The 22,165-nt window shown below is 34.8% G+C and carries 30 protein-coding genes; all 30 read right to left on the bottom strand.

Annotation, left to right across the window (positions count from 1 at the left end):
- Nucleotides 1-13 precede the first annotated feature (13 nt).
- A complete protein-coding gene (locus BLS22_RS07100; protein ID WP_090552777.1) occupies nt 14-463 on the bottom strand; it encodes an arginine repressor in 450 nt (149 codons plus the stop codon).
- Nucleotides 464-636: 173 nt separating this feature from the next.
- Nucleotides 637-1,443 carry a TlyA family RNA methyltransferase gene (locus BLS22_RS07105; RefSeq protein WP_090552780.1) on the bottom strand — a complete coding sequence of 269 codons (807 nt, stop codon included), beginning with the start codon at nt 1,441-1,443 and terminating at the stop codon, nt 637-639.
- A gap of 17 nt (nt 1,444-1,460) precedes the next feature.
- On the bottom strand, nt 1,461-3,362 hold the full coding sequence (dxs, locus tag BLS22_RS07110) for a 1-deoxy-D-xylulose-5-phosphate synthase (protein WP_090552783.1): 1,902 nt from the start codon (nt 3,360-3,362) through the stop codon (nt 1,461-1,463).
- 18 nt (nt 3,363-3,380) lie between these two features.
- Nucleotides 3,381-4,013, bottom strand: coding sequence for a hypothetical protein (locus tag BLS22_RS07115; RefSeq protein WP_244269490.1), 633 nt, complete (start codon nt 4,011-4,013; stop codon nt 3,381-3,383).
- A 731-nt stretch (nt 4,014-4,744) separates the two neighbouring features.
- On the bottom strand, nt 4,745-5,194 hold the full coding sequence (locus BLS22_RS07120; protein ID WP_090552786.1) for a divergent PAP2 family protein: 450 nt from the start codon (nt 5,192-5,194) through the stop codon (nt 4,745-4,747).
- 19 nt (nt 5,195-5,213) lie between these two features.
- Nucleotides 5,214-6,104: a polyprenyl synthetase family protein gene (locus BLS22_RS07125; RefSeq protein WP_090552788.1), complete on the bottom strand. Its 891-nt coding sequence runs from the start codon at nt 6,102-6,104 to the stop codon at nt 5,214-5,216.
- Nucleotides 6,105-6,107: 3 nt separating this feature from the next.
- A complete protein-coding gene (xseB, locus tag BLS22_RS07130) occupies nt 6,108-6,326 on the bottom strand; it encodes an exodeoxyribonuclease VII small subunit (protein WP_244269504.1) in 219 nt (72 codons plus the stop codon).
- Nucleotides 6,316-7,548, bottom strand: coding sequence for an exodeoxyribonuclease VII large subunit (gene xseA, locus BLS22_RS07135; RefSeq protein WP_090552793.1), 1,233 nt, complete (start codon nt 7,546-7,548; stop codon nt 6,316-6,318). The genes xseB and xseA overlap by 11 nt, the downstream gene beginning before the upstream one ends.
- Nucleotides 7,549-7,557: 9 nt before the next feature.
- Nucleotides 7,558-8,523, bottom strand: coding sequence for a Kae1-like domain-containing protein (locus tag BLS22_RS07140; RefSeq protein ID WP_090552796.1), 966 nt, complete (start codon nt 8,521-8,523; stop codon nt 7,558-7,560).
- Nucleotides 8,516-8,932 carry a transcription antitermination factor NusB gene (nusB, locus tag BLS22_RS07145; RefSeq protein WP_090552799.1) on the bottom strand — a complete coding sequence of 139 codons (417 nt, stop codon included), beginning with the start codon at nt 8,930-8,932 and terminating at the stop codon, nt 8,516-8,518. Before nusB ends, BLS22_RS07140 begins: the two co-directional genes overlap by 8 nt.
- 291 nt (nt 8,933-9,223) lie before the next feature.
- Complete coding sequence (locus BLS22_RS07150) at nt 9,224-9,610, bottom strand: Asp23/Gls24 family envelope stress response protein (protein WP_176762087.1); 387 nt, start codon at nt 9,608-9,610, stop codon at nt 9,224-9,226.
- An 82-nt stretch (nt 9,611-9,692) separates the two neighbouring features.
- Nucleotides 9,693-10,430 carry a SpoIIIAH-like family protein gene (locus BLS22_RS07155; RefSeq protein ID WP_090552804.1) on the bottom strand — a complete coding sequence of 246 codons (738 nt, stop codon included), beginning with the start codon at nt 10,428-10,430 and terminating at the stop codon, nt 9,693-9,695.
- A gap of 15 nt (nt 10,431-10,445) precedes the next feature.
- Entirely contained in the window at nt 10,446-11,036 is a 591-nt protein-coding gene (spoIIIAG, locus tag BLS22_RS07160) for a stage III sporulation protein AG (protein ID WP_090552806.1), read from the bottom strand.
- A 15-nt stretch (nt 11,037-11,051) separates the two neighbouring features.
- On the bottom strand, nt 11,052-11,675 hold the full coding sequence (gene spoIIIAF / locus BLS22_RS07165) for a stage III sporulation protein AF (protein ID WP_176762088.1): 624 nt from the start codon (nt 11,673-11,675) through the stop codon (nt 11,052-11,054).
- Nucleotides 11,676-11,683: 8 nt separating this feature from the next.
- On the bottom strand, nt 11,684-12,865 hold the full coding sequence (gene spoIIIAE / locus BLS22_RS07170; RefSeq protein ID WP_090552812.1) for a stage III sporulation protein AE: 1,182 nt from the start codon (nt 12,863-12,865) through the stop codon (nt 11,684-11,686).
- A gap of 12 nt (nt 12,866-12,877) precedes the next feature.
- Nucleotides 12,878-13,264 carry a stage III sporulation protein AD gene (spoIIIAD, locus tag BLS22_RS07175; RefSeq protein WP_090552815.1) on the bottom strand — a complete coding sequence of 129 codons (387 nt, stop codon included), beginning with the start codon at nt 13,262-13,264 and terminating at the stop codon, nt 12,878-12,880.
- Between the two features lie 12 nt (nt 13,265-13,276).
- Nucleotides 13,277-13,480 carry a stage III sporulation protein AC gene (gene spoIIIAC / locus BLS22_RS07180; RefSeq protein ID WP_330386489.1) on the bottom strand — a complete coding sequence of 68 codons (204 nt, stop codon included), beginning with the start codon at nt 13,478-13,480 and terminating at the stop codon, nt 13,277-13,279.
- 24 nt (nt 13,481-13,504) lie between these two features.
- Complete coding sequence (gene spoIIIAB, locus BLS22_RS07185; RefSeq protein ID WP_090552818.1) at nt 13,505-14,026, bottom strand: stage III sporulation protein SpoIIIAB; 522 nt, start codon at nt 14,024-14,026, stop codon at nt 13,505-13,507.
- Between the two features lies 1 nt (nt 14,027).
- Entirely contained in the window at nt 14,028-15,053 is a 1,026-nt protein-coding gene (gene spoIIIAA, locus BLS22_RS07190; protein ID WP_244269491.1) for a stage III sporulation protein AA, read from the bottom strand.
- Nucleotides 15,054-15,177: 124 nt separating this feature from the next.
- Nucleotides 15,178-15,588 carry a CD1247 N-terminal domain-containing protein gene (locus BLS22_RS07195; RefSeq protein ID WP_090552821.1) on the bottom strand — a complete coding sequence of 137 codons (411 nt, stop codon included), beginning with the start codon at nt 15,586-15,588 and terminating at the stop codon, nt 15,178-15,180.
- A gap of 61 nt (nt 15,589-15,649) precedes the next feature.
- The gene (gene efp / locus BLS22_RS07200; protein ID WP_090552823.1) at nt 15,650-16,207 is read right to left on the bottom strand and encodes an elongation factor P; all 558 of its coding nucleotides are present in this window, start codon (nt 16,205-16,207) and stop codon (nt 15,650-15,652) included.
- 23 nt (nt 16,208-16,230) lie between these two features.
- Entirely contained in the window at nt 16,231-17,298 is a 1,068-nt protein-coding gene (locus BLS22_RS07205; protein WP_090552826.1) for a M24 family metallopeptidase, read from the bottom strand.
- Nucleotides 17,299-17,323: 25 nt separating this feature from the next.
- On the bottom strand, nt 17,324-17,758 hold the full coding sequence (gene aroQ, locus BLS22_RS07210) for a type II 3-dehydroquinate dehydratase (protein ID WP_090552829.1): 435 nt from the start codon (nt 17,756-17,758) through the stop codon (nt 17,324-17,326).
- A gap of 114 nt (nt 17,759-17,872) precedes the next feature.
- Nucleotides 17,873-18,136, bottom strand: coding sequence for a late competence development ComFB family protein (locus BLS22_RS07215; RefSeq protein ID WP_176762089.1), 264 nt, complete (start codon nt 18,134-18,136; stop codon nt 17,873-17,875).
- 13 nt (nt 18,137-18,149) lie between these two features.
- The gene (locus tag BLS22_RS07220) at nt 18,150-18,782 is read right to left on the bottom strand and encodes a hypothetical protein (RefSeq protein WP_090552831.1); all 633 of its coding nucleotides are present in this window, start codon (nt 18,780-18,782) and stop codon (nt 18,150-18,152) included.
- Nucleotides 18,783-18,789: 7 nt separating this feature from the next.
- Nucleotides 18,790-19,296, bottom strand: coding sequence for a PilW family protein (locus BLS22_RS07225; protein ID WP_176762090.1), 507 nt, complete (start codon nt 19,294-19,296; stop codon nt 18,790-18,792).
- A gap of 34 nt (nt 19,297-19,330) precedes the next feature.
- Complete coding sequence (locus BLS22_RS07230; protein ID WP_090552836.1) at nt 19,331-19,762, bottom strand: prepilin-type N-terminal cleavage/methylation domain-containing protein; 432 nt, start codon at nt 19,760-19,762, stop codon at nt 19,331-19,333.
- Between the two features lie 18 nt (nt 19,763-19,780).
- Nucleotides 19,781-20,215, bottom strand: coding sequence for a prepilin-type N-terminal cleavage/methylation domain-containing protein (locus BLS22_RS07235; RefSeq protein WP_090552840.1), 435 nt, complete (start codon nt 20,213-20,215; stop codon nt 19,781-19,783).
- A gap of 209 nt (nt 20,216-20,424) precedes the next feature.
- Complete coding sequence (locus BLS22_RS07240; RefSeq protein ID WP_090552843.1) at nt 20,425-21,603, bottom strand: S-layer homology domain-containing protein; 1,179 nt, start codon at nt 21,601-21,603, stop codon at nt 20,425-20,427.
- A 1-nt stretch (nt 21,604) separates the two neighbouring features.
- Nucleotides 21,605-22,153, bottom strand: coding sequence for a PilN domain-containing protein (locus BLS22_RS07245; protein WP_090552846.1), 549 nt, complete (start codon nt 22,151-22,153; stop codon nt 21,605-21,607).
- Nucleotides 22,154-22,165 lie beyond the last annotated feature (12 nt).

The following is a 22,165-nucleotide window of genomic DNA, read 5'->3' on the forward strand; positions in this document are numbered from 1 at the left end:
AAGGCCCCCCATTCTATCTCACTAATTTTCTAAATTTATCAATCATTTCATCCATTTTCTCTGCATCCCTTATCACAACAAATATCGTATCATCTCCAGCCACAGTTCCAACAATACCATCAAAGCCTGTTGCATCTATGGCAGAGGCTGCTGCTTGTGCTGCTGCTGGTATCGTTTTTAATACCAGTATATTCCCTGCATAATCATAGGATATAATAGAGTCTTTGAACAGTCTGACAAGTCTATCAGAGAGAATTGTATCCTGACTTTTTAATGTGGCATATTTATACTTTCCTGATTTGGATAAGACCTTTATAAGTCTTAACTCTTTAATATCTCTAGAAACTGTTGCTTGGGTAACATTTAAACCAATTTTCCTGAGCTCCTCTGAAAGTTCCTCTTGTGTTTCTATTTCATTGTTCTCAATAATCTCTAAAATTTTTGCATGCCTCGTATACTTCATAGATATCCTCCTTATTAAAATGCTAAAAAGCATTCACTGAAAATTTAATACAGAAATCTATACCTGATTTGATTTGGGAACAAAGTCTTACTTCAAAAGTACTAATATTAACTTGCATTTACTTTATTCTGCAAAGAATGATATTTTCCTTCAAATTTCCAAATTATTGTTATCTAATTTAAACTTTTATGGGATTCTTCAATAATATTATGTATATAGGATATTGAGGGTTCTTCCTGATTATCCTTATTGTTTTTCATATATAATAAATACTCAATATTACCTTCAGGTCCTTTAATAGGAGAATATGATAATTCCAGTATTTGAAATTCTAGGTTTTTAGCAAAGTTTATTATTTCCTCCACTACTTCTTTATGGACATTTTCATCTTTTACTACCCCTTTTTTTCCTACCTTTTCTTTGCCAGCTTCAAATTGAGGCTTTACTAAGGCTACTATTTCTCCCGATGACTTTAAAAGTGTTTTTACTACTGGTAGTACTAATTTTAGAGATATAAAAGAGACATCTATTGATGCAAAATCCCCTAATTCCTCCATAGCCTCTGGTTCCACATATCTGATATTTGTTCTCTCCATAACAACAACCCGTGAGTCCTGTCTTAGTTTCCAATCCAATTGTCCATACCCTACATCAATAGCGTATACTTTTGATGCTCCATTTTGCAGCATACAATCAGTAAACCCCCCGGTAGAGGCCCCTATATCTAAACAAATCTTGTTTTCAAGATCAATGGCAAATGCTTCAATAGCCTTTTCTAACTTCAGTCCCCCTCTGCTTACATAGGGGATCGCATTACCCTTTACAATGAGGGTTGCATCAGCCTTTACTTTTGTACCTGGCTTATCAATTTTTTGGTTATCTACAAATACTAGCCCTGCCATAATATTTCGTCGGGCCTTTTCTCTGCTTTCAAAATACCCTTTTTCTACTAAAAGCATGTCCAATCTTAATTTCTCCATTAATTCACTTCTCCTATTTAACGTGTAATAACGATATTTTTAAAGGATTTACCTGTAAAATCATCAACTATTTTTTGTAACAATTCATCTTCATCCATACCATATAATTTATAAAGAGTATTCACATCTCCATGCTCTATAAATTCATCTGGTAATGATATTCCATGAACCTCTTTGAAAATTTTATGTTTATTCAGAAGTCCCTGTACCTGAACACCATATCCACCTATATAGGCATTGTCCTCCATAACATAAATTCTTTTGTGTTTTTTTGCATATTTTATAATCATGTCCTCATCTATAGGTTTGATAAACCTGGGGTTTAATAGAGTAGCATGTATATTCTTTTCTTCAAGTTTTTTGCATATTGTTAGAGCCGATGAGTTCATATGACCTACAGCCATAATTAAAACATCGTTTCCAGCCCCATAAAGTACCTCGCCCTTTCCCTTGACAATTTCATTTTTTGTAGGATCCTCTATAGTTACAGCAGTACCTCTAGGATACCTTATGGCTACAGGTCCATTTTGCTGCAGGGTATATTTTATCATCTCCTCCAATTCTACCCCATCCTTTGGTGCAACAATTGTCAGATTGGGTATTGGAGATAAAAAGGAAATATCAAAGGATCCATGATGGGTCTCGCCATCATTTCCAACCAAACCAGCCCTATCAATCAAAAAGGTAACAGGCAAATTTTGCAAACATACATCATGAATAACCTGGTCATAAGCCCTCTGAAGGAAAGTAGAATAGACAGCAAAAAAAGGTCGATAACCTTCAGCAGCCAATCCAGCAGCAAAGGTAACAGCGTGCTGTTCTGCTATCCCAACGTCAAAAAATCTTTTTGGAAAACGCTTTGCAAAATCTGTTAATCCAGTTCCTGCGGGCATAGCAGCAGTGATAGCTACAACCTTATTATTTTCTTCTCCACATTGTACTAAGGTATTTCCTGCTACATCAGAATAAGAAATGCTATTACTAGATGAGATGGGTTTTCCTGTGTCAATTTTAAAGGGATTTACTCCATGGAATTTGTCAGGATGTTTTTCTGCCAATGAATAGCCTTTACCCTTTTTCGTCATAACATGGATTAATACAGGACCCGATATATTCTTACAGCTTTTTAATACTTTGCATAGTTCATTATAGTTGTGACCATCTATAGGTCCTATATATTTAAAACCTAACTCTTCAAATAAAATGCCAGGAACAAAAAAATACTTTATGCAGTCCTTTGCTTTTTCTGCTGTTCTTGCTACACTTTTACCTATGCCGGGAATTTGATTGATTAAGTGCTCCACATCCCCCTTAACTTTTGAATAAACAGTATTTGTCCTGATTCTATTTAAATAATTAGATAGACCACCAACATTTTCAGAAATAGACATTTCATTATCATTTAAAATAACAATCATATTCTTTTTACTTTGTCCAGCATGATTTAATGCTTCAAAAGCCATTCCACCAGTTAAAGCCCCATCCCCTATTACCGCAACAACAGAATGCCGTTCATTGTTTAAATCTCTTCCACTGGCCATCCCTAAAGCAGCTGATATAGAGGTGCTACTATGTCCAGTATCAAAATGATCATGAGGACTCTCATACCTTTTAGGAAAACCACTTATTCCTTTATATTGTCTCAAGGTATGAAATTGTTTTCTTCTATCAGTAAGGATTTTATGTACATAGCTTTGATGTCCTACATCCCATACGATTTTATCATTTAAGGTGTCAAACACTGTATGTAAAGCCAGGGTTAACTCAACTACACCAAGGTTTGAAGCCAAATGACCGCCAGTTTTAGAAACAGAATCAACCAAAAACCTTCTGATTTCTTCTGCTAATAGCTTTACCTCATGACTTTTCAAAGCTTTTAAATCATCAGGGGAGTTGATTTGTTCTAAAAGTCTATACATGGATATCATCTCTCTTTCCTATTTTTTTTTCTTATATCCAGTGAATATATTTATGCCTAGTTTCTTATCGAAAAAATTTAAAACCTTTACTGTATTGAAAACGATGGTGTGGGAGTTTAAAATAGCAACACTTTTACCAACAGCCTTGCCACCTACCGTTAAAGATGCTATAAATCCACTCATAGCTACTGTTAATAAAGCACGATTTACAGGCATAAAATAGCTTTGTACCTGTAATATAATCGTAACACCGGCTACGCCACTTATAATTCCACAGATATCTCCAATTACATCGTTGCAAAAATTCGACACTGGACCAGCATTTTTTAAGAGATTTATGGCATATTTGGCTCCTTCTACCCTATCGGCAGCCATAGCATGGAATGGCTTATCAGAGGCAACAGTAACAGCAATTCCTACCATATCACTGATAACCCCCGTAAATATAATCAGTATTAAGATAAAAAAGGCAAATATAACTTCAGTTCTAACAAATATCATTTCCGCTGCAACACTTATAACAACTGTTAATATAAATGTCCATATAGAAACAAACACAACCCATCTTAAATTATATTTTTTCCAAATATCACTAATATCATTATTATTACCTTTTTTAACATTCTTACCATTTTCATTCTTCTTAGGCAAAGATATCCCTCCGATTATTATACTACATCAATAACAATTTATCTATTTTGTCAAATATTTATGCGTTATTTTTAAACATAAACTTAAAGCTGATAGCATTCGCTATCAGCTTTAGTCTGTAGTGGTAGCATACTAAGTAAATTTTACGGCTTAGGTCCAGTAGGATTTCCCAGATTAATACTGCCTGTCGCCATAGCAGCGGTTTCCCTTTAAATTAATCTCTGCCTTGTCACCATAGGCAGGACTGGAGTACCACTTAGTCCGCACTGTAATCCTTAGTATGCTTCTAATAGAACAGTCTAGGAGTTTTCCTCAACAGTTTAAATTAACTCTTAGCCTCTTTTGCAGAATAGGTTTCAAATAGCAATGATTTTCTCCATCGGGCCCTGATATCAAAAACCTGATCCATTTATCTGCCTATTCCACGCAAGGCAGGCTACTCTATAGTTCCCACAATTTGCAAGCACCTATAGGTTTCACCCTCTAAAAGATAACTTTTAAAAGGCCTCCACGGAGCGAGGGTCATCGCCCGCATGCCTTTGCGGATCGCCCCCATCCCCTTTACTCCCAGAAACGACCCCCGACTGGGCGTCAGAAGCCGAAACCAAGAACTTCATCGATGTGCCCTTCAACGGATTTTTAGGCCCGCCTTCCAAGCTAATTTAACTGACTAGAATACTGTACCACTACGGATAACATAGCAATCATTATAGCATATACTTCAATATTTATCAAATCACCAATTTGGCTATTATGATTCCTAAAATAGCGCCTATCACTACTTCTACTGGTGTATGACCTATTAACTCTTTTAATCTCTGCTCTGTGATTTTTTTCTCTTTTTTATGATGAACATCTTCAATGATCTTGTTAAGAATAATGGCTTGTTTTCCAACTGCATTTCTTACCCCAGCAGCATCATACATCACCACTAGAGCAAACCCCAATGAAATCGCAAATATTCCAGAATCCCATCCATGAACACGACCTATAGCAGTAGTTAAAGCCATAACAAAGGCTGAGTGGGAGCTGGGCATCCCCCCAGAACCTACAAACCTCGATACATTAAAGTGTTTATCTACTACAAATGTATGGATTACCTTTAAGGACTGTGCAATAAACCAAGCTAATACCGAAGTCAAGAATATTTTGTTATTCAATATACCATCAAAAAAATCCACTTACTTTCCTCCTTGTTATTTAAAAATCTCTATTGATGAGATAGTTACTTAATTCATATAAAAATTTAGATTTGGTATCGTACCGGTTTAATTTTTCATGAACTTCACAGGTTAGCTCTTTTACTCTATTAATAGAATAATCTAATCCATAGAGGGATGGATAGGTTGATTTATTGCTATCCTCATCACTTCCTACATGTTTTCCTAGCTTTTCTTCTTCACCAATAATATCTAAAATATCATCCCTGATTTGAAAAGCCAATCCTAGATTCCTACCTATATCCTCCATATTCTTTATATCGTCTTTATTAGCTCCAGCTAGGATAGCTCCGACTTTTAAAGGTGCTGCTATCAATGCTGCTGTTTTATTTAAGTGGATATAATCTATGGTTTCTTTGTCAATTTTCTTATTTTCACTTTCAAGATCTACAATTTGACCACCTATCATACCATGAACTCCAGCGGCTTTAGCAATCACTTGCATACATTCCACATAGGATTTTATATTATCTTCCTTTAATGCCTCCTGCAACATAATTTCAAAGGCGTAATTTAACAATCCATCTCCAGCTAAAATAGCTGTTCCCTCTCCATAAACCTTGTGATTAGTTAATCTACCCCTACGATAATCATCATTATCCATTGCTGGCAAATCATCATGAATTAGAGAATAAGTATGTATCATTTCAATAGCACAGGCACAGGGTAGCACCTTATGGGTATCTTCCTTGAAAATTTCATAGGAGGCTATGGCCAGCACCGGTCTAAGTCTTTTTCCCCCACCCATTAAACTATACTTCATTGCATCAATCAGTGTTTGATTCTTATTATTAGCGTTACCATCTATATACTTTTCTAATTCCCTATTAATCTTTTCTGTATAATTATTTAACTGCTGTTTCCAATCCATTTATTATTCCTCCCCATCTGTAAAAGGAATTTCCTCTATCTCTCCCTTTTCTTCAACCATCATTGTTATTTTTCCTTCAGCCTCATTTAGTTTATCATTACAGAGCCTATATAAATCAATTCCCTCCTGAAATAGATTCAGTCCATCATCTAAAGATAATTCCTTGTTTTCCAATTGTTCAACAACTTCTTCCAGCCTTTTAAGGGCTTTTTCATAAGACATTTTTTTCAAGAGACTTGTCCTCCTTTGTTAAGCTTATAACCTTTGCATCAATCATACCATCCAGTAGATTTACTTTTATTTCTTCATCTTTATTAACATCTGTAATACTTTTAATGACTTTACCTGCTTCAGTGGTTGCTACAGCATAGCCCCTAGAAAAGACCGACAGGGGACTTAAACTATTTAATCGTTCTACGGTGGCTTCTAGCTTTTCCCTGTGTTGAAGCTTTCTTTGATTCACAACCTTTAACAAGCTTTTATACAGATTATCCAAGTGCTGTTTTTCATCATATATAAAGTTCAATGGGTATTTAAAGTAGTAGTTATTTTCTACTATATTTAATCGCTGTCTTTCTTCGGTGATTTTTTTATTTGCTGCAAACAGTAATCTACGATTTAAAGCCTTCAGGGTTGTAACTACATCCACCTGCCTTGGAACAGCTAGTTCTCCAGCTGCAGATGGAGTAGGTGCCCGGAGATCTGCAACAAAATCAGCTATAGTAAAATCTGTTTCATGTCCCACTGCAGAGATAATGGGAACCTCGCTTCCATGAATAGCTCTAGCTACAGCTTCTTCATTAAAAGCCCATAACTCCTCTATAGATCCTCCTCCTCTACCCAGGATAATTACTTCCATATCTTTAAGGGTATTACACATTTTAATAGCTTTTACAATAGAGGGCACGGCATCCTGTCCCTGCACAGATACAGGAAAAATATGCAAATCTACCTTTGGAAACCTTCTTTTTATTACCGATAGGATATCTCTTATTGCAGCACCTGTAGGTGAAGTTATGATTCCAATTTTTCGTGGGATTAATGGTAAGTTTTTTTTCTTTAAGGGTTCAAATAAGCCTTCCTTTTCAAGCTTGTTCTTTAACTGCTGAAATGCTATATACAAATCTCCTATACCTATCATGTCAATTTCATTAACATATAATTGATATTGTCCATCCCTTTCATATAGAGAAATATAGCCTTTAGCTATAATGTTATCTCCATCTTCAGGAATAGTTTCTAATTTTTCACAATTGGATTTAAACATAACACAAGGAATTTTACTATGCCCATCCTTTAATGTAAAATACATATGACCACTACTATGTAATTTAACATTAGATAATTCACCCTTTACATAGATATTATAAAGGATAGGATCACTAGTTAAAAGTCGTTTTATATAATTATTTACCTGAGAAACCGATAGGGCTTTTATCTCCATCTTATCACCTTACTTTAATTGTTTTTTATGGTCCAAATAGCTTTCTACACCTAAAACAGCAATCCCTACCCCATTGTCTGAACAATATTGGCCATCACCAAAGTACAGCTTTAACCTCTTCTGTAGTTTATCCTGCAGGTAGCTTCTAATTATTTTATTAGAGGCTACTCCACCAACAAACAATATTTCATCACTAGGATAAGACTTTAAAAGATTATCAATCCACTTGTATAATGATCTAGCAACACATTGAAAAACACCATAGGCTATTTCTACTGGGTTGCTGGCTTCTTTTATTTCTCTTTGAAAATGGGTTTCTGGTCCAGAAAAACTAATATAGTTTCCCTTAACAGATATAGGTGGATTTCCCTTTAGTAACTGCAAGTCTTGATTTTCTAGAATTTTTTCTAAATGAGGTCCAGCAGGAAAGGGAAGATTAAGCTTTACACCAATTCTGTCAATAAACTGTCCTGCACTAATATCAGTGGTGCCACCTATTATTTCAATTTCATAGCCTATATCCTTAGGAATTACCTTTAGAGCCTCCGTTGTACCACCAGATAGATGAAGGGCTAAAAAGGGTTTTGAAGGCTTTACGCCTGTAGACCATAATCCTGCTTTAATATGTCCTTCCTGATGACTAAACCCATAAAAAGCCACATCCCATAAATTACTCATGGTTTTGCCAAAGGATTCTGCCGCCAAAAACACAGGCATATAGGAATCCTCTATAGGTCTTGGCTTTATAGCACTACTTATTGCTACTATTTCATAGCCAGAGGTCCTCTGTGCCAGCAGAGGCAAACCCTTTATATGGTGAAATAAAGCCTCCGATTGTCTTAATCCTAAGTTCCCCTTTTTAACCGGCAAAAGTATTCTCTCATCTTGAATAAGCTGACCTTGAAGATTTACTACCCCTAAAGATGTTGTATAGTTACTGGTATCTAGGCCTATAACAACCTTTTCCTTAGTCATGCTTTTTAATGCCTTCTTTTTCCACAAATTTTCCTAATATACCGTTTATAAAAGAGGTGGATTCATCGCTACTATACTTTTTAGCCAGCTCTACAGCCTCATTAATAGATACATTATAGGGGATATCCTCCATATGTAAAATTTCTATTACGGCTAACTGCAAAATTGCCAAATCTACTTTTGCAATACGATCTAATGTCCAGCCAATTGCATATTTCTTTATAAGCCCATTGACTTCTTCTATATGCTGAATACTACTACTGATGACAGTATGTACGTACTGACCCTGACTATCCTCTCTTTCATCAGAAGATAGATAATTATCCAGTATTTCTATATTGTATTCTTTATTCATAAGCATCTCAAACAATATCTTCATACATAATTCTCTAGCTAATTTTCTATTCATAATATGTAATTATCCTCCTAATTTATAACTTTCAAATTTGATTGTATTTCTATAAAATACTATATATCAAAATAGTACCCAAAACTACATTTTTTTATAATCCATAGGAAATTATAAATCTTTAAATCATCTTTTAAGTCCTTCAAAGGATAACTTTATTTATACTGCAGGTCATTTGAAGGTTGTCCAAAAAGCGACTGCTGAAAATTTATAAATTTATGTCCTTAGCTTATACAAGGTGAAACTCAAACTAACCCTCTGATACCAGAGGGTTAGTTTGGAATGAAATTTTTAATTTTTATTAGGGAGATTTTCTTCCGCGACCTCCTTAGGAAAACTAACCCCTTGAATATGAATATTTACATCCATAACGGTGATACCCGTCATACTTTCTATCGTAGTTTTTACATTGTCCTGAATGTTCCAAGCTATATCTGGAATTTTTGTTCCATAATCAACAATAATATATAAATCTATGGCTACACCATCATTGGAAACTTCAATTTTCACACCCTTTGACAAGCTCTTTTTTCCTAAAATTTCAGCTATACCATCCACTAAGCCCCCACTCATTCCACATACCCCTTGCACTTCGGTGGCTGCTAAGCCTGCTATAGTTGCTATAACTTCATCTGCTATTTTCACTTCTCCGTATTCTAGCTTTTCAAGTGCATCCATTTCTATACCTCCTAAGGATAACCTATAAAAAATTACTTTATTTAATTATTATACCAAATTCAATCTCCATTGACAAACACTTCTACTTTTTACTCATAATTGTTATCCCATCCATCCCTATATTTGTCTCCCGTCTTATAACATCAACAATTTGTGCTACATCCTTTTCTGTTAAGACTTGACTATTTACCACAACGTTAATGGAATTATCTGTTAAGTATACGATGGCATCACTAAAGCCTTTAGCTATAATCATATTTTCAATTAACACTTCTTTTTCAGTACTAGCTATCACCTCTAACTTTATACTTTCGGCCTGCATTCTTATATCTTCACTAGTCAGTTGATTGTTTATCATATCATTTAGATGACTAATCATCTCACTTCGTTTTTTATCTCTTTCAAGCTTACTTTCAATAAAATAAATACTACTTTTCATTGACTCCTTGCTAGTAATTGTTTCTGCAATCCGATTATTGGTTTCCTGTGCCAAATCAGTAACCTCATTAAAGCTTCTACTATCCACAATTTGTGCTTCATCAAAATCATCTTGAGTGTTACCCTCTTGTATATCTTCTAGAACCTCTAGATCGTCTAGCTCAACACCCTCCATACTATCTAATAAAGCTAATTCCTCCTCAAGTAAATCCATCATCACACCACTTTCCTCTAACATGGTCATTCTATATTGTTCTAATTCACTGGAGGTCTGTAGTAGAGATTGTTTGTTTAAATTGTAGTTTACATATCCAATAAGTCCCAACATCATTACCAAAGAAAAAATAATAAAATTTTTTTTACCTGTTTTTGAAATTTTCATATTAATTCCCCCTTACTAGTTTTTGGAATATACCTGTACCTTATGTCCCGGCACCTGTAGAACTGTTTTTACTGCATCATATAATTTAGCCTTTACTTCTATATTCTCTGCACCCTCCGCCACTACAATTACGCCATTTACCTGAGGCTTTATTTCCTTTAAAACCAATGGTTTATGACCACTGGGTTCATTGGCTATAACAATCGTTTCGGTGGTGCTTTCTGAAATCATTGTTCTTGTACCACCATTGGAATCCTTCTCCTCCGTTGTATCTGCAGATCTAGTACTATTGGATGCAGGAATAATTTCTGATCCCATTTCGAGAGTAATCATAACCTCCACTTCTCCAACACCTCTTATTGTCTCTAATATTCTTTTTAATCTATATTCCACAATTTCTTCCTCTGTCATGGCTTGTTGAGGCTGCTGTACCAGCACATCCCCCAGTGGATCCTCATAGGTATTTCTTGTCTTAGAATCCCTTGATAAAAAATCACTGGATACAATCAAAGCCATCAATGCTATTGCCAGTAAAACTAAAATATTGGCCATATACTTTTTAGAAAATAATTCCTTCAGTATATCGTTTAAATTTTTACCCCTCATCTCTTATCCCCCTTTTTATTTATCCTTTAGTATATAAATATTTATGTTGTCCTTTGGTAAATTGTAGTAAATACTAAAATCATTTTTAATTCTTTCCCCTTCATTATCTATCAATATGCTTCCAGCCTCTACAGTATTATCATTTTCGTTAAGTAGAACATTAATTTTTACAGGTTCAATATCTTTTTTTTCTATGTTAACTTTTTTATAGGCTTTTAATGTTATATCCACCCCATAAATCATTCCAAGATTACTTTGATCCTTCTCTTCTACCTCCAGTTGTATATTTTCTACACCATAATCCGATATAGCTTCTATCCGATGCTCCATTTGTTGAATTAAGTTCTCCTTATATAAAGCCATCACCATCTCGGTTTGCACATAATCCTTCTGGTGAGAAATTGTATTTTTTATGGTTGTATGCTCCATCTGATTAGAAGCCTCTAAAATTTTATTTCCTAGATCTACATCTCCCTTAATCACTTGAAACACTGGACTTAAAATTACAATCATAATCAGTAGACCTACAACAACATTAATATACCTTTTGTTATCAGAATTTGGTATTAATATTTCTACAAAGGTAATAAATACAATAATTGACACAATCGTTATAATCCATTCTCTAATAATGTCCACAAAATCACCTACCTCATCATTACAGTTATGTTGCCGGTACTTATGATAATAGTTATTGTCATGAAAAACATGATGGCTACAGAGCTTACAGTAGCAAATAATAAAATCAGTGCGTTGCTCATACTGTTGAGACAATCCACCAGTCCATTCTCTGATATTGGTTCTATTAGAGCCGCCGCCAGCTTATACACAATAATAAGGGCTAATATTTTTATCATAGGCATCAAACACAATAGAAAGATAGATATTAAACCAATTGCCCCCACTGCATTTTTTAGTATGAGGGAGCATCCTATCACCGTATCCATTGCATCCGAGAGAAAACCTCCTACTATTGGTATAAACTTGTCTACAGCAAATTTAGCCGTTCGTATCGTAACACCATCTACAGTAGCTGCGGTAATCCCCTGTATAGATATAATCCCTACAAAGGCTGTTAAAACAAATCCTAAAATAACAGCAGCTGACTGCTTTAGTAAACTAGCTAATTTTGTTACTTGGATTTTAGAGGATAAATTGTTTACAATAGTCAGTACAGCTGAAAATAGGATTAATGGCAGGATGATGGTTTTAATGATGGTCCCCACAAAGCCTATAGCACCCAACAAAATAGGATGTAAAAAGGCCGAGGTGGTTATACCTCCTATAGCCATTAACATTGCCAAGAGCACCGGCATTAAAGCCTGCATGAAGCTCACCATCAAATCTATCGTTTCCTTTCCTATATGAACAGCTATCATAAAGCTTTTTATGGAAATACTGATAATCACTAGGTAGCATACATTATAAGCCAGTTTTCCAACCACTTCATTTTCAAAAGCACTTTGTAAGTTCTTTAGAACCGCACAAATAGATGCCAATATAATAATTTGCACCAACAGCCTCCAGTTGGCAATTACTTCACGAAATAAAAATCTAACACTTCCTTTTAAAAGCTCATTAAAGGAAATTGTGCTTTCTCCCTTTAACACGTTGATAATGAAGGCTTTGAATTCTATTTTAGGTATATATTCCTCTAAATCCCTATTGATAACATCCATGATCTCCTGTAATTCCTGGGTTTCTAGTCTTTCTATTTGATTTTGTATTATTTTCTCTGGTGTCAATCCATCCTCCTGACCCCATACAATAGAAAATAGAAAAAAGTAGCAGCATAGGGTCACAACAAAGATTTTTATAATTTTATTCATCCACATCACATCCTAGGGTACTATGTTAATAATCAGGTCCATCAATGATACTAAGATTGGAACTGCCATAACCATAATTAAGATTTTCCCTGCAAACTCTATTTTTGATGCAATCAAACCTTCTCCTGCATCCTTGCAAACCTGGGCTCCGAATTCAGCTATATATGCAATTCCAACAATTTTTAGTATCGTAGATAAATAAATATCATCGATGTTGATTTTATTTGCCATTTGATTAAGAATTTCAATCACCGATTGCAGTTTCGTTGCCACCATGATGAAGATAATAATTCCAGTGGCTAAGGCTATGTACATACCAATTTCTGGTTTTTGATTTTTTACAACAACTGATAAGACTGCAGCCACTAGGCCTAAAGCTACAATTTGAAAAATATCCATTTTATCACACCCTTAATACAGTTGGAACATAGTTTTAACTGTATCAAACAAATCACTTACTAGACTAATCACTATCATCAAAACTACAATTATTCCAGCTAATGTCGTCATCATTGCCTGTTCCTCTCTGCCAGCCCTCAATAATACTTGATTCAGTACAGAAACTAAGATTCCGATAGCTGCAATTTTAAAAATTAAATCAACACTTATAATCATTTATTTTTCCCCCTTAAAGTTAGATTAGAAGAATACAATCACAATAGTAACCCCCAGCAAAAACCCTAAGTTTCTATAAAGCTTGACACTTTTACCTTGGTCTACAATAGCCATTTCATAATTTCTTTTTATTTCTTCCTTTGTCAATCTTATGTGCTTTACTTGGTCATTACTATCGGATATACCTAAGTTGTTTCCTAAAGCCAACAGTACTTCAATATCCTCTTTATGAAAAGCAGTTTTTGTCGTCTCCTGCTCTATAGCTATTCTCCAAGCTTCAGAAAATATATAACCTTCTTTTTTATACAATATTTCAGCTGTAGCTTCTAATATATTGCCAATTTCTCCTTTACTCTTTTTAGCCACCTTTCCCAGCAACTGAGGTAAGGGTGTAGCACTATATATAATCTCTGTTTCAAGCATTTGTAGCGTTGATAACATACTTGCTAAGAGCTTGGTTCTTTCTATAAAACCATTGGCATAGATATTACCTATTAAAGAACTAGATGCTATAATAATTAAAGAAAAAATTAATCGTAATACCATATCATCCTACCACCTTATTTTCTATAGGTTTTCCAAGCAAATCTTCAAAGGAATGACCATCTAATACCTTTTCTATTGTCCCCACACCTTTTCTATTAGACATGAGGATCAATCTTTCAAAAACCCCTTCCTTTACCAGCTGGCCTATTACTTTCCTCGATAGGATATCCTCTAAGGAGCTTCCATGAACGGTTGTAATTAACTTTATTCCCGCCAGTAGAGCTTCTTGAATTGCCCTGCTATCCTCCTCCTTGCCAATTTCATCGGTTGCTATTACTTCTGGAGACATGGCCCTGATTAACATCATCATTCCTTGAGGCTTTGGACAAGCATCTAGGATATCTGTTCTATTCCCTAAATCGTTTTGAGGTATCCCTTGGAAGCAGGCGGCTATCTCAGAACGCTCATCTACCAGACCTACCTTCAACCCCTTTAATTTTAAAGTAGTAACCCCATTACTTAAATTTTTGATAATATCCCTCAAAAGTGTTGTTTTTCCACATTGGGGTGGGGATATAATAAGAGTATTCATAAACTCCCCTTTAGAATTGATAAGAAACCTTAGAACAGAAGAAGCCACACCCAGTTTCTCCCTTGAAATCCTTATGTTCAACCCTGTTATGTCTTTAATGGTTTTGATACCATAGTTGTCATAAAGAACCTTCCCTACCACACCTACTCTATGTCCTCCTTCAATAGTAATGTACCCCCGTTTCAACTCCTCCTCCACTGAATAGACAGAATAATTCGTAATGAATTGTAAGGTGTTTTCAATATTTCTTCTTGTTATTTTATGGCTGCCCTTTATCTCTTTTAATAACTGTCCATTTCTATTTATAAAAAAATCTTCGTTATTTCCATAAATCATGAGAGGTCGATCCACTCTTAACCTTATTTCCTCCAATGTATCCTTTACATCCTGTGGAATCCTGCCAATAATCTCTCTGATTTCAGGACACAAATAACCTTCTAGGTTTGCAACAGCGTTTTTATACATATAAGCTTTGTGTTGAGTATTTATTATCACAACATGTCCCCCCTTATATATAATAGATATTTACATTGTAGGGTAATTATTCTTAAAACAAAAAAAAAAGAAAAACCAAAGCCATAAACTTTGGTTTTTCAATCATATTTAATATTTATTGATTTTATTCGTGGTGATGACCGCATCCATTATGGCCACAGCCACAGTCTGTATCTATCTTAATTACCTCATTACATTTAGGACACACTACTTCTGGATCTTCATCATAAAATAAGTCTTCATCTACATAGATTTCTTCATCACAGTTAGGACAATTGACCTCCATAAAATCTATATCATCATCTTCTTCTTCTTCAAACAATTCATCTTCTACATCAGCTAAGTCTTCATCTAAAGCTTCTACATACTCTGTCAAATCCTCTTGATCTTCATTCATCATGACAATTGCTTCGGCAAAATCGTCTAAAGCATCTATAATATGTAGTAAAACCTTACCCTCCTTAGAAGACTCTTCAATACTTAACCCTTCAGCTAATCCCTTCAAATATGCTACCTTTTCAAATAAATGGTTCATCATAATTCCTCCTTTGACTTGTATTAAATCTATTATTTAGTGTTTACCAAAATATGCTTATTTATACCCTAGACATATATTCTCCTGTTCTAGTATCTATTCGAACAATATCACCTTCATTGACAAATAGAGGTACGTGAACAACTGCTCCAGTTTCTAATGTTGCAGATTTAGTAACATTAGAAGCTGTATCACCCTTCACTCCAGGATCTGCCTCTGTTACCTTTAACTCAACAAAGTTTGGAGGATCCACCTGAAAGGCTTTTCCTTGATAAAATTTTATTGTAGCATTATCATTTTCCTTTAAAAACTTAATAGCATCCTCTACTTCATCAAAAGTTAAAGGTATTTGCTCATAGCTTTCATTATCCATGAAGTAGTAGAACTCTCCATCACTGTAAAGATACTGCATCTCTTTAGTTTCTATATGAGCCCTAGGAAACTTATCAGAAGGGTTGAAGGCCTCTTCACGGGTAGCTCCTGTTTTTAAGTTTTTATATTTTGTTCTAACAAAGGCTGCACCTTTACCAGGCTTTACGTGTTGAAAGTCCAAAATTACAAAAGGCTGTCCATTCATTTCAAAAGTTACACCTTTTCTAAAATCTCCTGCTGAAATCATAAAATCCCTCCATCATTATTTAACTATATTTTAATTTCAAGCAACTCTTTAGAAGTTTTTGATAAAACGTGATATCCATCATCCGTCACTACAACTAAGTCCTCGATTCTTACACCACCAAACCCAGGGATATAGATACCTGGTTCTATAGTGATCACCATACCTGGTTTCATTGGAACATCTCCCATAGTATTAACATGGGGTAGCTCATGGATCTCTAACCCCACACCATGACCCAAGCCATGACCAAAATAATCGCCATAGCCCTTTTCTTTAATAACATTTCTAGCTATTTCATCTAACTCTTTTCCTGTAATGCCTGGCTTCACCTGTTGTAGAGCTGTTTTTTGAGCCTTTAGTACAACCTCATAAATTTCCTTTTGTCTATCATTAGCTTCTCCAATAACAACTGTTCTAGTCATATCAGAGCAATACCCATTATAAATACAACCATAGTCTAATGTAACAAAATCTCCTTTTTCAAGGACCTTATTTGATGCTACCCCATGGGGTAAAGAAGATCTTATCCCCGAAGCTACAATAAAGCTAAAACTAGCTCCAGCAGCACCATGTCTTCGCATGAAAAATTCCAGTTCTAAGGCTATATCTGCCTCAACTGTACCAGGCTTTAGAAAATCTAAAATATATTGGAAGGCTTCATCGGCTATAGAAGCGGCTCTTTCAATATACTTAAGCTCTTCTTGACATTTAATAGAACGTATTTTTGTCAAGGCTCCTTTAAGAGGCACCAATTCAAGGTCAGCTAGATGTTCCTGTAAGTCTAAAGTATGTCCATAGGTAAAGAACTCTTCTTCTACACCTAATGCTTTTATATGTAGATTTTTAATCACATTGACAAGGGGTTCATATCTGGTGTTCTCAACAATATCATAACCCTTACACTGCTCATTTGCCTGTTGAATATAACGAAAATCCGTAATAAACTTTGCCTCTGTTTTGGTAATGATAATAAAACCAGTCGTTCCAGTAAACCCTGAAAAATACCTTCTATTTTCAGGCTTATAGATTAACACACCATCTAAGTTCTTGTCATATAATATATCCCTAACCTTACTTATCTTAGTATTCATTTTCAACCCCCCCTATTATACAATATCAAGATCTATTATGTTGGATTAATGCATACAACCCTAAGATATAACTATAATAACCAAAACCACTGATTTGTCCAATACAGACAGAAGCCGTAACCGACTTTGCTCTAAATTCTTCCCTACTATGAATATTACTAAGATGTACTTCTACAGTAGGAATAGCTACAGCTTTTATAGCATCATGAATTGCAATACTATAATGACTATAGGCGGCTGGGTTGATAATAATACCATCAACATCCCTATTGCCATGAAGAAAATCAATGATCTCCCCTTCGTTATTACTTTGAAGTATGTCCAACTTTACATTATGTTTTGCAGCTTCTGCCAATAATATTTCATTTATCTGCTGCAACGTCATTGTACCATAAATCCCTGGCTCTCGCATACCAAGGAGGTTTAAATTAGGCCCATGGACTACTAAATACTTTTCCACAACTGCTAAACACTTCCTTTACATAAAATTCTATACTATCATACCATATTTTAAAAAATTTGAATAGTTTTTTGACTTTATTTTGACCCATTAGATGAAAAGCTAGTCTACTCTCTAATGTCTAGGATGCTTTTTTACTTTATCAATAGCTTGTATAATGGCATTGGTTACGTCTGCTTCAAATTGTATAGATAAAGCATTTATCTTGGAATAAACCTCTCCAAACTCTGTAGCTATATATTTAGGAGGCAGCATATTTAAGGCTATTGCCTTTATATCAGCTACACACCTTTCGCAGCTACATGACTCCTCCTGGCACTTCAAAATATTTGGCAATAGATTATTGACTACCACTTCCATATAATTTTTTATCTTCATAATAACCCTCCTTTTATTTGCTTGTATCTTCATATCCTCCGTAGGTTTGATAGGATGAAATCATTTCTAGGGAAACAACCTCAACCTGAGGAAGATTATACCTATCCTTGACCTTGTTGTATGCTATAGGGAGTCTAGCCTCACCTCTAATAAATTTTCTAGCCTGATTATACACACCTACTACCTCAATTACAATAGTATTATGGTTGGAATCATACGTAAAGCTCCTTTTATAATAGTGATATGGGGAATAATTATGAAAGGGGTTTTCCACTATTTTGTTATAGAAAGCTAGGTTAACTAACATTCTATCCTGTAGATAGTCCCCCAATTGAGGGGGTTGATATTCATTGGGATGAACTTCTTCTTCCTTCATTTTATTAATAAAATCCATCTTATATTCCTTTAAATCCTCTAGATACTCAACAACAACATCGTCAACTAAAATCAAAATCTCATGGTAAGCCTCCTCCATTGCCGACTCAGCGAGAAAATAAGCCTTTATACTATGACTACTTGAGGCTACCCTTTGATAATCATTGGCAACAAGGGTTACTGCAGAAATCATTAAAGTAAAAATGATCAATCCAATAATAAAAACATTTACTACGATAGATCCTCTTTTATTTGTTAATCCCTTTTCCATGCTTTCTCTACCTATAATCCAAACTTAGTCGTAGTTTCACAGAATAATCTATCTTATGGGCAATTACTTCTATTTCCAACAACTCCCCTTCAACTATCTCTCTAACAAGGATGTCTCTGATACCATCTACTAATACATTATTTTCATTCTTCTTATTCACCCTTAATTCACCTCTATCCCTATAGAAATATAGCAGTGTATTAAAGCTATTTCGTCTTCTCCCACTTAAATCAATCCAAACCTTCTTTCCTTCAAAATCTCTACCTTCAATGGTCTGATTGTTACTATGATAAGTAATTTGATATTGGTCACATTCCCTTATCCTTTTTTCTATATAATTCAATGCAAATTGAACCTTTTGCTTAGCTGCTATCTCATCCACCTGTCTACTATAGCTACCTATACTATAAATAAATATTGTGGTTAAGGCCATCATCACGATAGAAATCAATGTAATAGAAACCACTATTTCTATTAATGTAACTCCTCTGTTATCATGGAGATATTGATTCAATCTAAAGCCACCTCCCTGTAGCTCTATTAATCCTTTAATCTTCCTTCAATTCTATTGAAAGCTCCTTATAGCCATTTAAATATAGGTTAATATCTCCCTTAGCATTTATATAGCTACAGAGGCTATAGCTTAGATGATGGATTTCATCCCTTACATGTAAATCAATTTGATAAAGGGGGACTTCTTTATCTAGAAAATGAATCCTCAGCTGTACCTGGTAATTGTCAACATAAAAAATCGTATCCTTATCTAAAAATTCATGAAAAATATCTCCCTCTGTTCTGTTATTTAGGGTTTTCAGTTCTTCCAAAATACTTTGGGCCATCCTGCTGATATTATAGACCTCCGTAGTCATCAAGGTCACCCTATTAACATGAAACATCAAAGAAAAAGTGATCTGTGCAATAAGACCTAATATTAATAGAGCTATTAATACTTCTACTAGGGTCATACCCCTTCTATCCATGGTAACGCCTCAATCCCCTTATTTTTGCTGTATGATTTTTGCTTTTCCTGTACCTATATCCACCTGAATCCTCATCTTCTCTTTTTTACTATTGGTAAAAACAAACTGTCCATAGGCCGTCACCCCATCACGATTATAGGTAATTCTTTCATGGGACTCAGGGGATATGGTTACTCTTTGACTTAGTTCCTTCACCAATACAACTCTACCAAATAAAACCTGCTCTCGAACCCTTAGCTTATTACCAATTAGTTCAACACAATACTCTCTAGACTCATCTATACTCAACTGCTGAGCAAGATGAAGGGCAGACTTTACTTCATTTGCCGTAGTCCTTAATAGAAACCTATCATATACATTTCGATTTATTAAAGGAACTAAAGCTATTAATATCCCCATCATCATTAAAACCAATAACAGCTCTATTAGGGTAAAACCCTTCTTATTTTTCATTACTCTAATCCTCCACCTAGAGGGATATGCTATTTTATAAATATTATAATATTTTATAATATTCTATAATATTCTTTTAAAATCCCTATTTTCCTCCCTTATTTGTGGTAAATTTATAAATATTTGTAAAAATATGTATAAATTTAAAAAGGATAATCAATTTTCTCTTAGGAGAAATCGATTATCCTTTTAAATTTTATCATAATGTATTAAAGGTGATACAACAAATATATGGCTTCAGCCTTTGTTATATAGTGACCTATATTATCTACCCCTATTGAGTGGATTCCTTTTTCCCTTAGAATTTCTTCACCAATCTGTTTCCACTGAAATCCGGGGTCCTCTAAAACCTTTCTCATTACAATTTCAACCTCTTGATAGGTAATTGGTGCCTGAGGTCTTAAAGTTTTGTCGGCATATCCTACAATAAAGCCACTATAAAACCCTTTATAGATAGCCTTTGCAATAGCATTTTCATAGTTACCAAGGTTTTCATAATCCTCAAACTTACTTAAATCCACACTTTCTTCTGGGTCTGTCCATTTAAAGACCTTATCCAAAAGTAGAAGAAACTCTCCCCTTGTCATACTGTCATCTGGGTAGTAACAATCGTCCCTATCTCCACGGATATAGTACATAGCTCCAAAGGCATCTATTTCCTCCTCTGCCCAATGGCCTTGGATATCCTCAAAGGCCTTATACCTTCTATCAATTAATAATAGAGACTCCCCAGCCTTATATATGTAATTTGCAGAACCGCCTCTTTCAGAAGAACCAGCCCTAAAAGGATTTGCCTTTTTATAATTTTGATCCAAGTACCAGTCATAAAGACCTTCAGCTTCAACATCATCAGGCAAATGATAAAAATCTAAACCAATGGTTCCAGTCAGTAATCCCTCATCTTTACTGGAGATATTGATATTATTAAAGATAATCTTTTTTTGAAAATCCCACATCTTTTTTAACAGACCATTTAAGGCTTGATAATCACCTTCATAGGCTATATTTAACCCCATAGCATCCAAAGAAGCCTCTCCTAAGGTTTCAACCCTAGGCTGGGAGAATGCCAAGGAGGATACTTGAAGTTCAGGAGCATCTAAAAAATCCTGCATCAAAAGAATTATTTCCTCCTGCTGGATGTTAGGAAAATAATTAATAGAAGCCGTCTTAACTTTTTGATTGAGTTCTTCGATTGTTTTATCCAGCTGTTCCTCTAAATTAACAGCAATATAATATTCAGCTAATTTCTCTTCTGCTTCTTCCTTTTCATATTTTGCATCCTGAAGCTTTGCCAATTGAGGGGTTAGAAGAAAATAGTAATATGCTCCTAGAAATACCACTGCCATCAGAAAAAAAACAGCCCGTTTCTCTCTCTTCGTCAGCTTCATCTTAATTCACATCCTTTACTTTGAATTGAATAGCAAAGTTATAGATGCCTTCATTTATAGTAATAGAAGGTATAAATATTTCATCAAAGGCTTGGGTTAGACGGAGATTATATTCAAATTCAGCAATGGAACCCTTATCCTTGGCGGAACCCTGTATGGTCATGGAATTTGGCGTAATACTCATAGATTGAAAAAATAGGTTTTCAGGTATCGTTCCAAAAACTCCATAAACCAATAGCTCATTAATAATATCTAAGTTTTCAATTCCCTGATCTATATTAGCCAATAGTTGTAGCTGGTTTTCCAGTGTATCTACCCTAGACTCCTTATACTCTATCCTTTGCATCTGCTCTATAACCTCAGGTCTTGCTAAAATAGCATTAATAGAAGCTATCTCCTTCTCCATATTATTTATCCTTATGAAGTTAATAGCTGGAAAGGATATAACTACCAACACCAATAGCAGTAATATACTATAGAAGACCTTTTGTTTTTTTTCTATTCCCCTTTGTTTTGCTACATAGGGTTCAAAAAAATTTAAATCCCTCATTCCTTTTTCCCC

The sequence above is a fragment of the Natronincola ferrireducens genome, from assembly GCF_900100845.1.
Lineage (GTDB): Bacteria > Bacillota > Clostridia > Peptostreptococcales > Natronincolaceae > Natronincola_B > Natronincola_B ferrireducens.

Coding starts and splice junctions, on each gene's coding strand:
- BLS22_RS07100 (WP_090552777.1), bottom strand. CDS start 463: ATGAAGTATACGAGGCATGCAAAAATTTTAGAGATTATTGAGAACAAT.
- BLS22_RS07235 (WP_090552840.1), bottom strand. CDS start 20,215: ATGAAAAATAAGAAGGGTTTTACCCTAATAGAGCTGTTATTGGTTTTA.
- spoIIIAE (WP_090552812.1), bottom strand. CDS start 12,865: ATGAATAAAATTATAAAAATCTTTGTTGTGACCCTATGCTGCTACTTT.
- BLS22_RS07220 (WP_090552831.1), bottom strand. CDS start 18,782: ATGGAAAAGGGATTAACAAATAAAAGAGGATCTATCGTAGTAAATGTT.
- BLS22_RS07205 (WP_090552826.1), bottom strand. CDS start 17,298: ATGAATACTAAGATAAGTAAGGTTAGGGATATATTATATGACAAGAAC.
- xseA (WP_090552793.1), bottom strand. CDS start 7,548: ATGGAGATAAAAGCCCTATCGGTTTCTCAGGTAAATAATTATATAAAA.
- spoIIIAG (WP_090552806.1), bottom strand. CDS start 11,036: ATGAGGGGTAAAAATTTAAACGATATACTGAAGGAATTATTTTCTAAA.
- BLS22_RS07245 (WP_090552846.1), bottom strand. CDS start 22,153: ATGAGGGATTTAAATTTTTTTGAACCCTATGTAGCAAAACAAAGGGGA.
- BLS22_RS07215 (WP_176762089.1), bottom strand. CDS start 18,136: ATGAAGATAAAAAATTATATGGAAGTGGTAGTCAATAATCTATTGCCA.
- spoIIIAD (WP_090552815.1), bottom strand. CDS start 13,264: ATGGATATTTTTCAAATTGTAGCTTTAGGCCTAGTGGCTGCAGTCTTA.
- BLS22_RS07150 (WP_176762087.1), bottom strand. CDS start 9,610: ATGGATGCACTTGAAAAGCTAGAATACGGAGAAGTGAAAATAGCAGAT.
- spoIIIAC (WP_330386489.1), bottom strand. CDS start 13,480: ATGATTATAAGTGTTGATTTAATTTTTAAAATTGCAGCTATCGGAATC.
- xseB (WP_244269504.1), bottom strand. CDS start 6,326: ATGTCTTATGAAAAAGCCCTTAAAAGGCTGGAAGAAGTTGTTGAACAA.
- efp (WP_090552823.1), bottom strand. CDS start 16,207: ATGATTTCAGCAGGAGATTTTAGAAAAGGTGTAACTTTTGAAATGAAT.
- BLS22_RS07230 (WP_090552836.1), bottom strand. CDS start 19,762: ATGGATAGAAGGGGTATGACCCTAGTAGAAGTATTAATAGCTCTATTA.
- BLS22_RS07140 (WP_090552796.1), bottom strand. CDS start 8,523: ATGACTAAGGAAAAGGTTGTTATAGGCCTAGATACCAGTAACTATACA.
- BLS22_RS07195 (WP_090552821.1), bottom strand. CDS start 15,588: ATGAACCATTTATTTGAAAAGGTAGCATATTTGAAGGGATTAGCTGAA.
- BLS22_RS07105 (WP_090552780.1), bottom strand. CDS start 1,443: ATGGAGAAATTAAGATTGGACATGCTTTTAGTAGAAAAAGGGTATTTT.
- dxs (WP_090552783.1), bottom strand. CDS start 3,362: ATGTATAGACTTTTAGAACAAATCAACTCCCCTGATGATTTAAAAGCT.
- spoIIIAB (WP_090552818.1), bottom strand. CDS start 14,026: ATGGTATTACGATTAATTTTTTCTTTAATTATTATAGCATCTAGTTCT.
- BLS22_RS07240 (WP_090552843.1), bottom strand. CDS start 21,603: ATGAAGCTGACGAAGAGAGAGAAACGGGCTGTTTTTTTTCTGATGGCA.
- BLS22_RS07155 (WP_090552804.1), bottom strand. CDS start 10,430: ATGAAAATTTCAAAAACAGGTAAAAAAAATTTTATTATTTTTTCTTTG.
- BLS22_RS07125 (WP_090552788.1), bottom strand. CDS start 6,104: ATGGATTGGAAACAGCAGTTAAATAATTATACAGAAAAGATTAATAGG.
- nusB (WP_090552799.1), bottom strand. CDS start 8,932: ATGAATAGAAAATTAGCTAGAGAATTATGTATGAAGATATTGTTTGAG.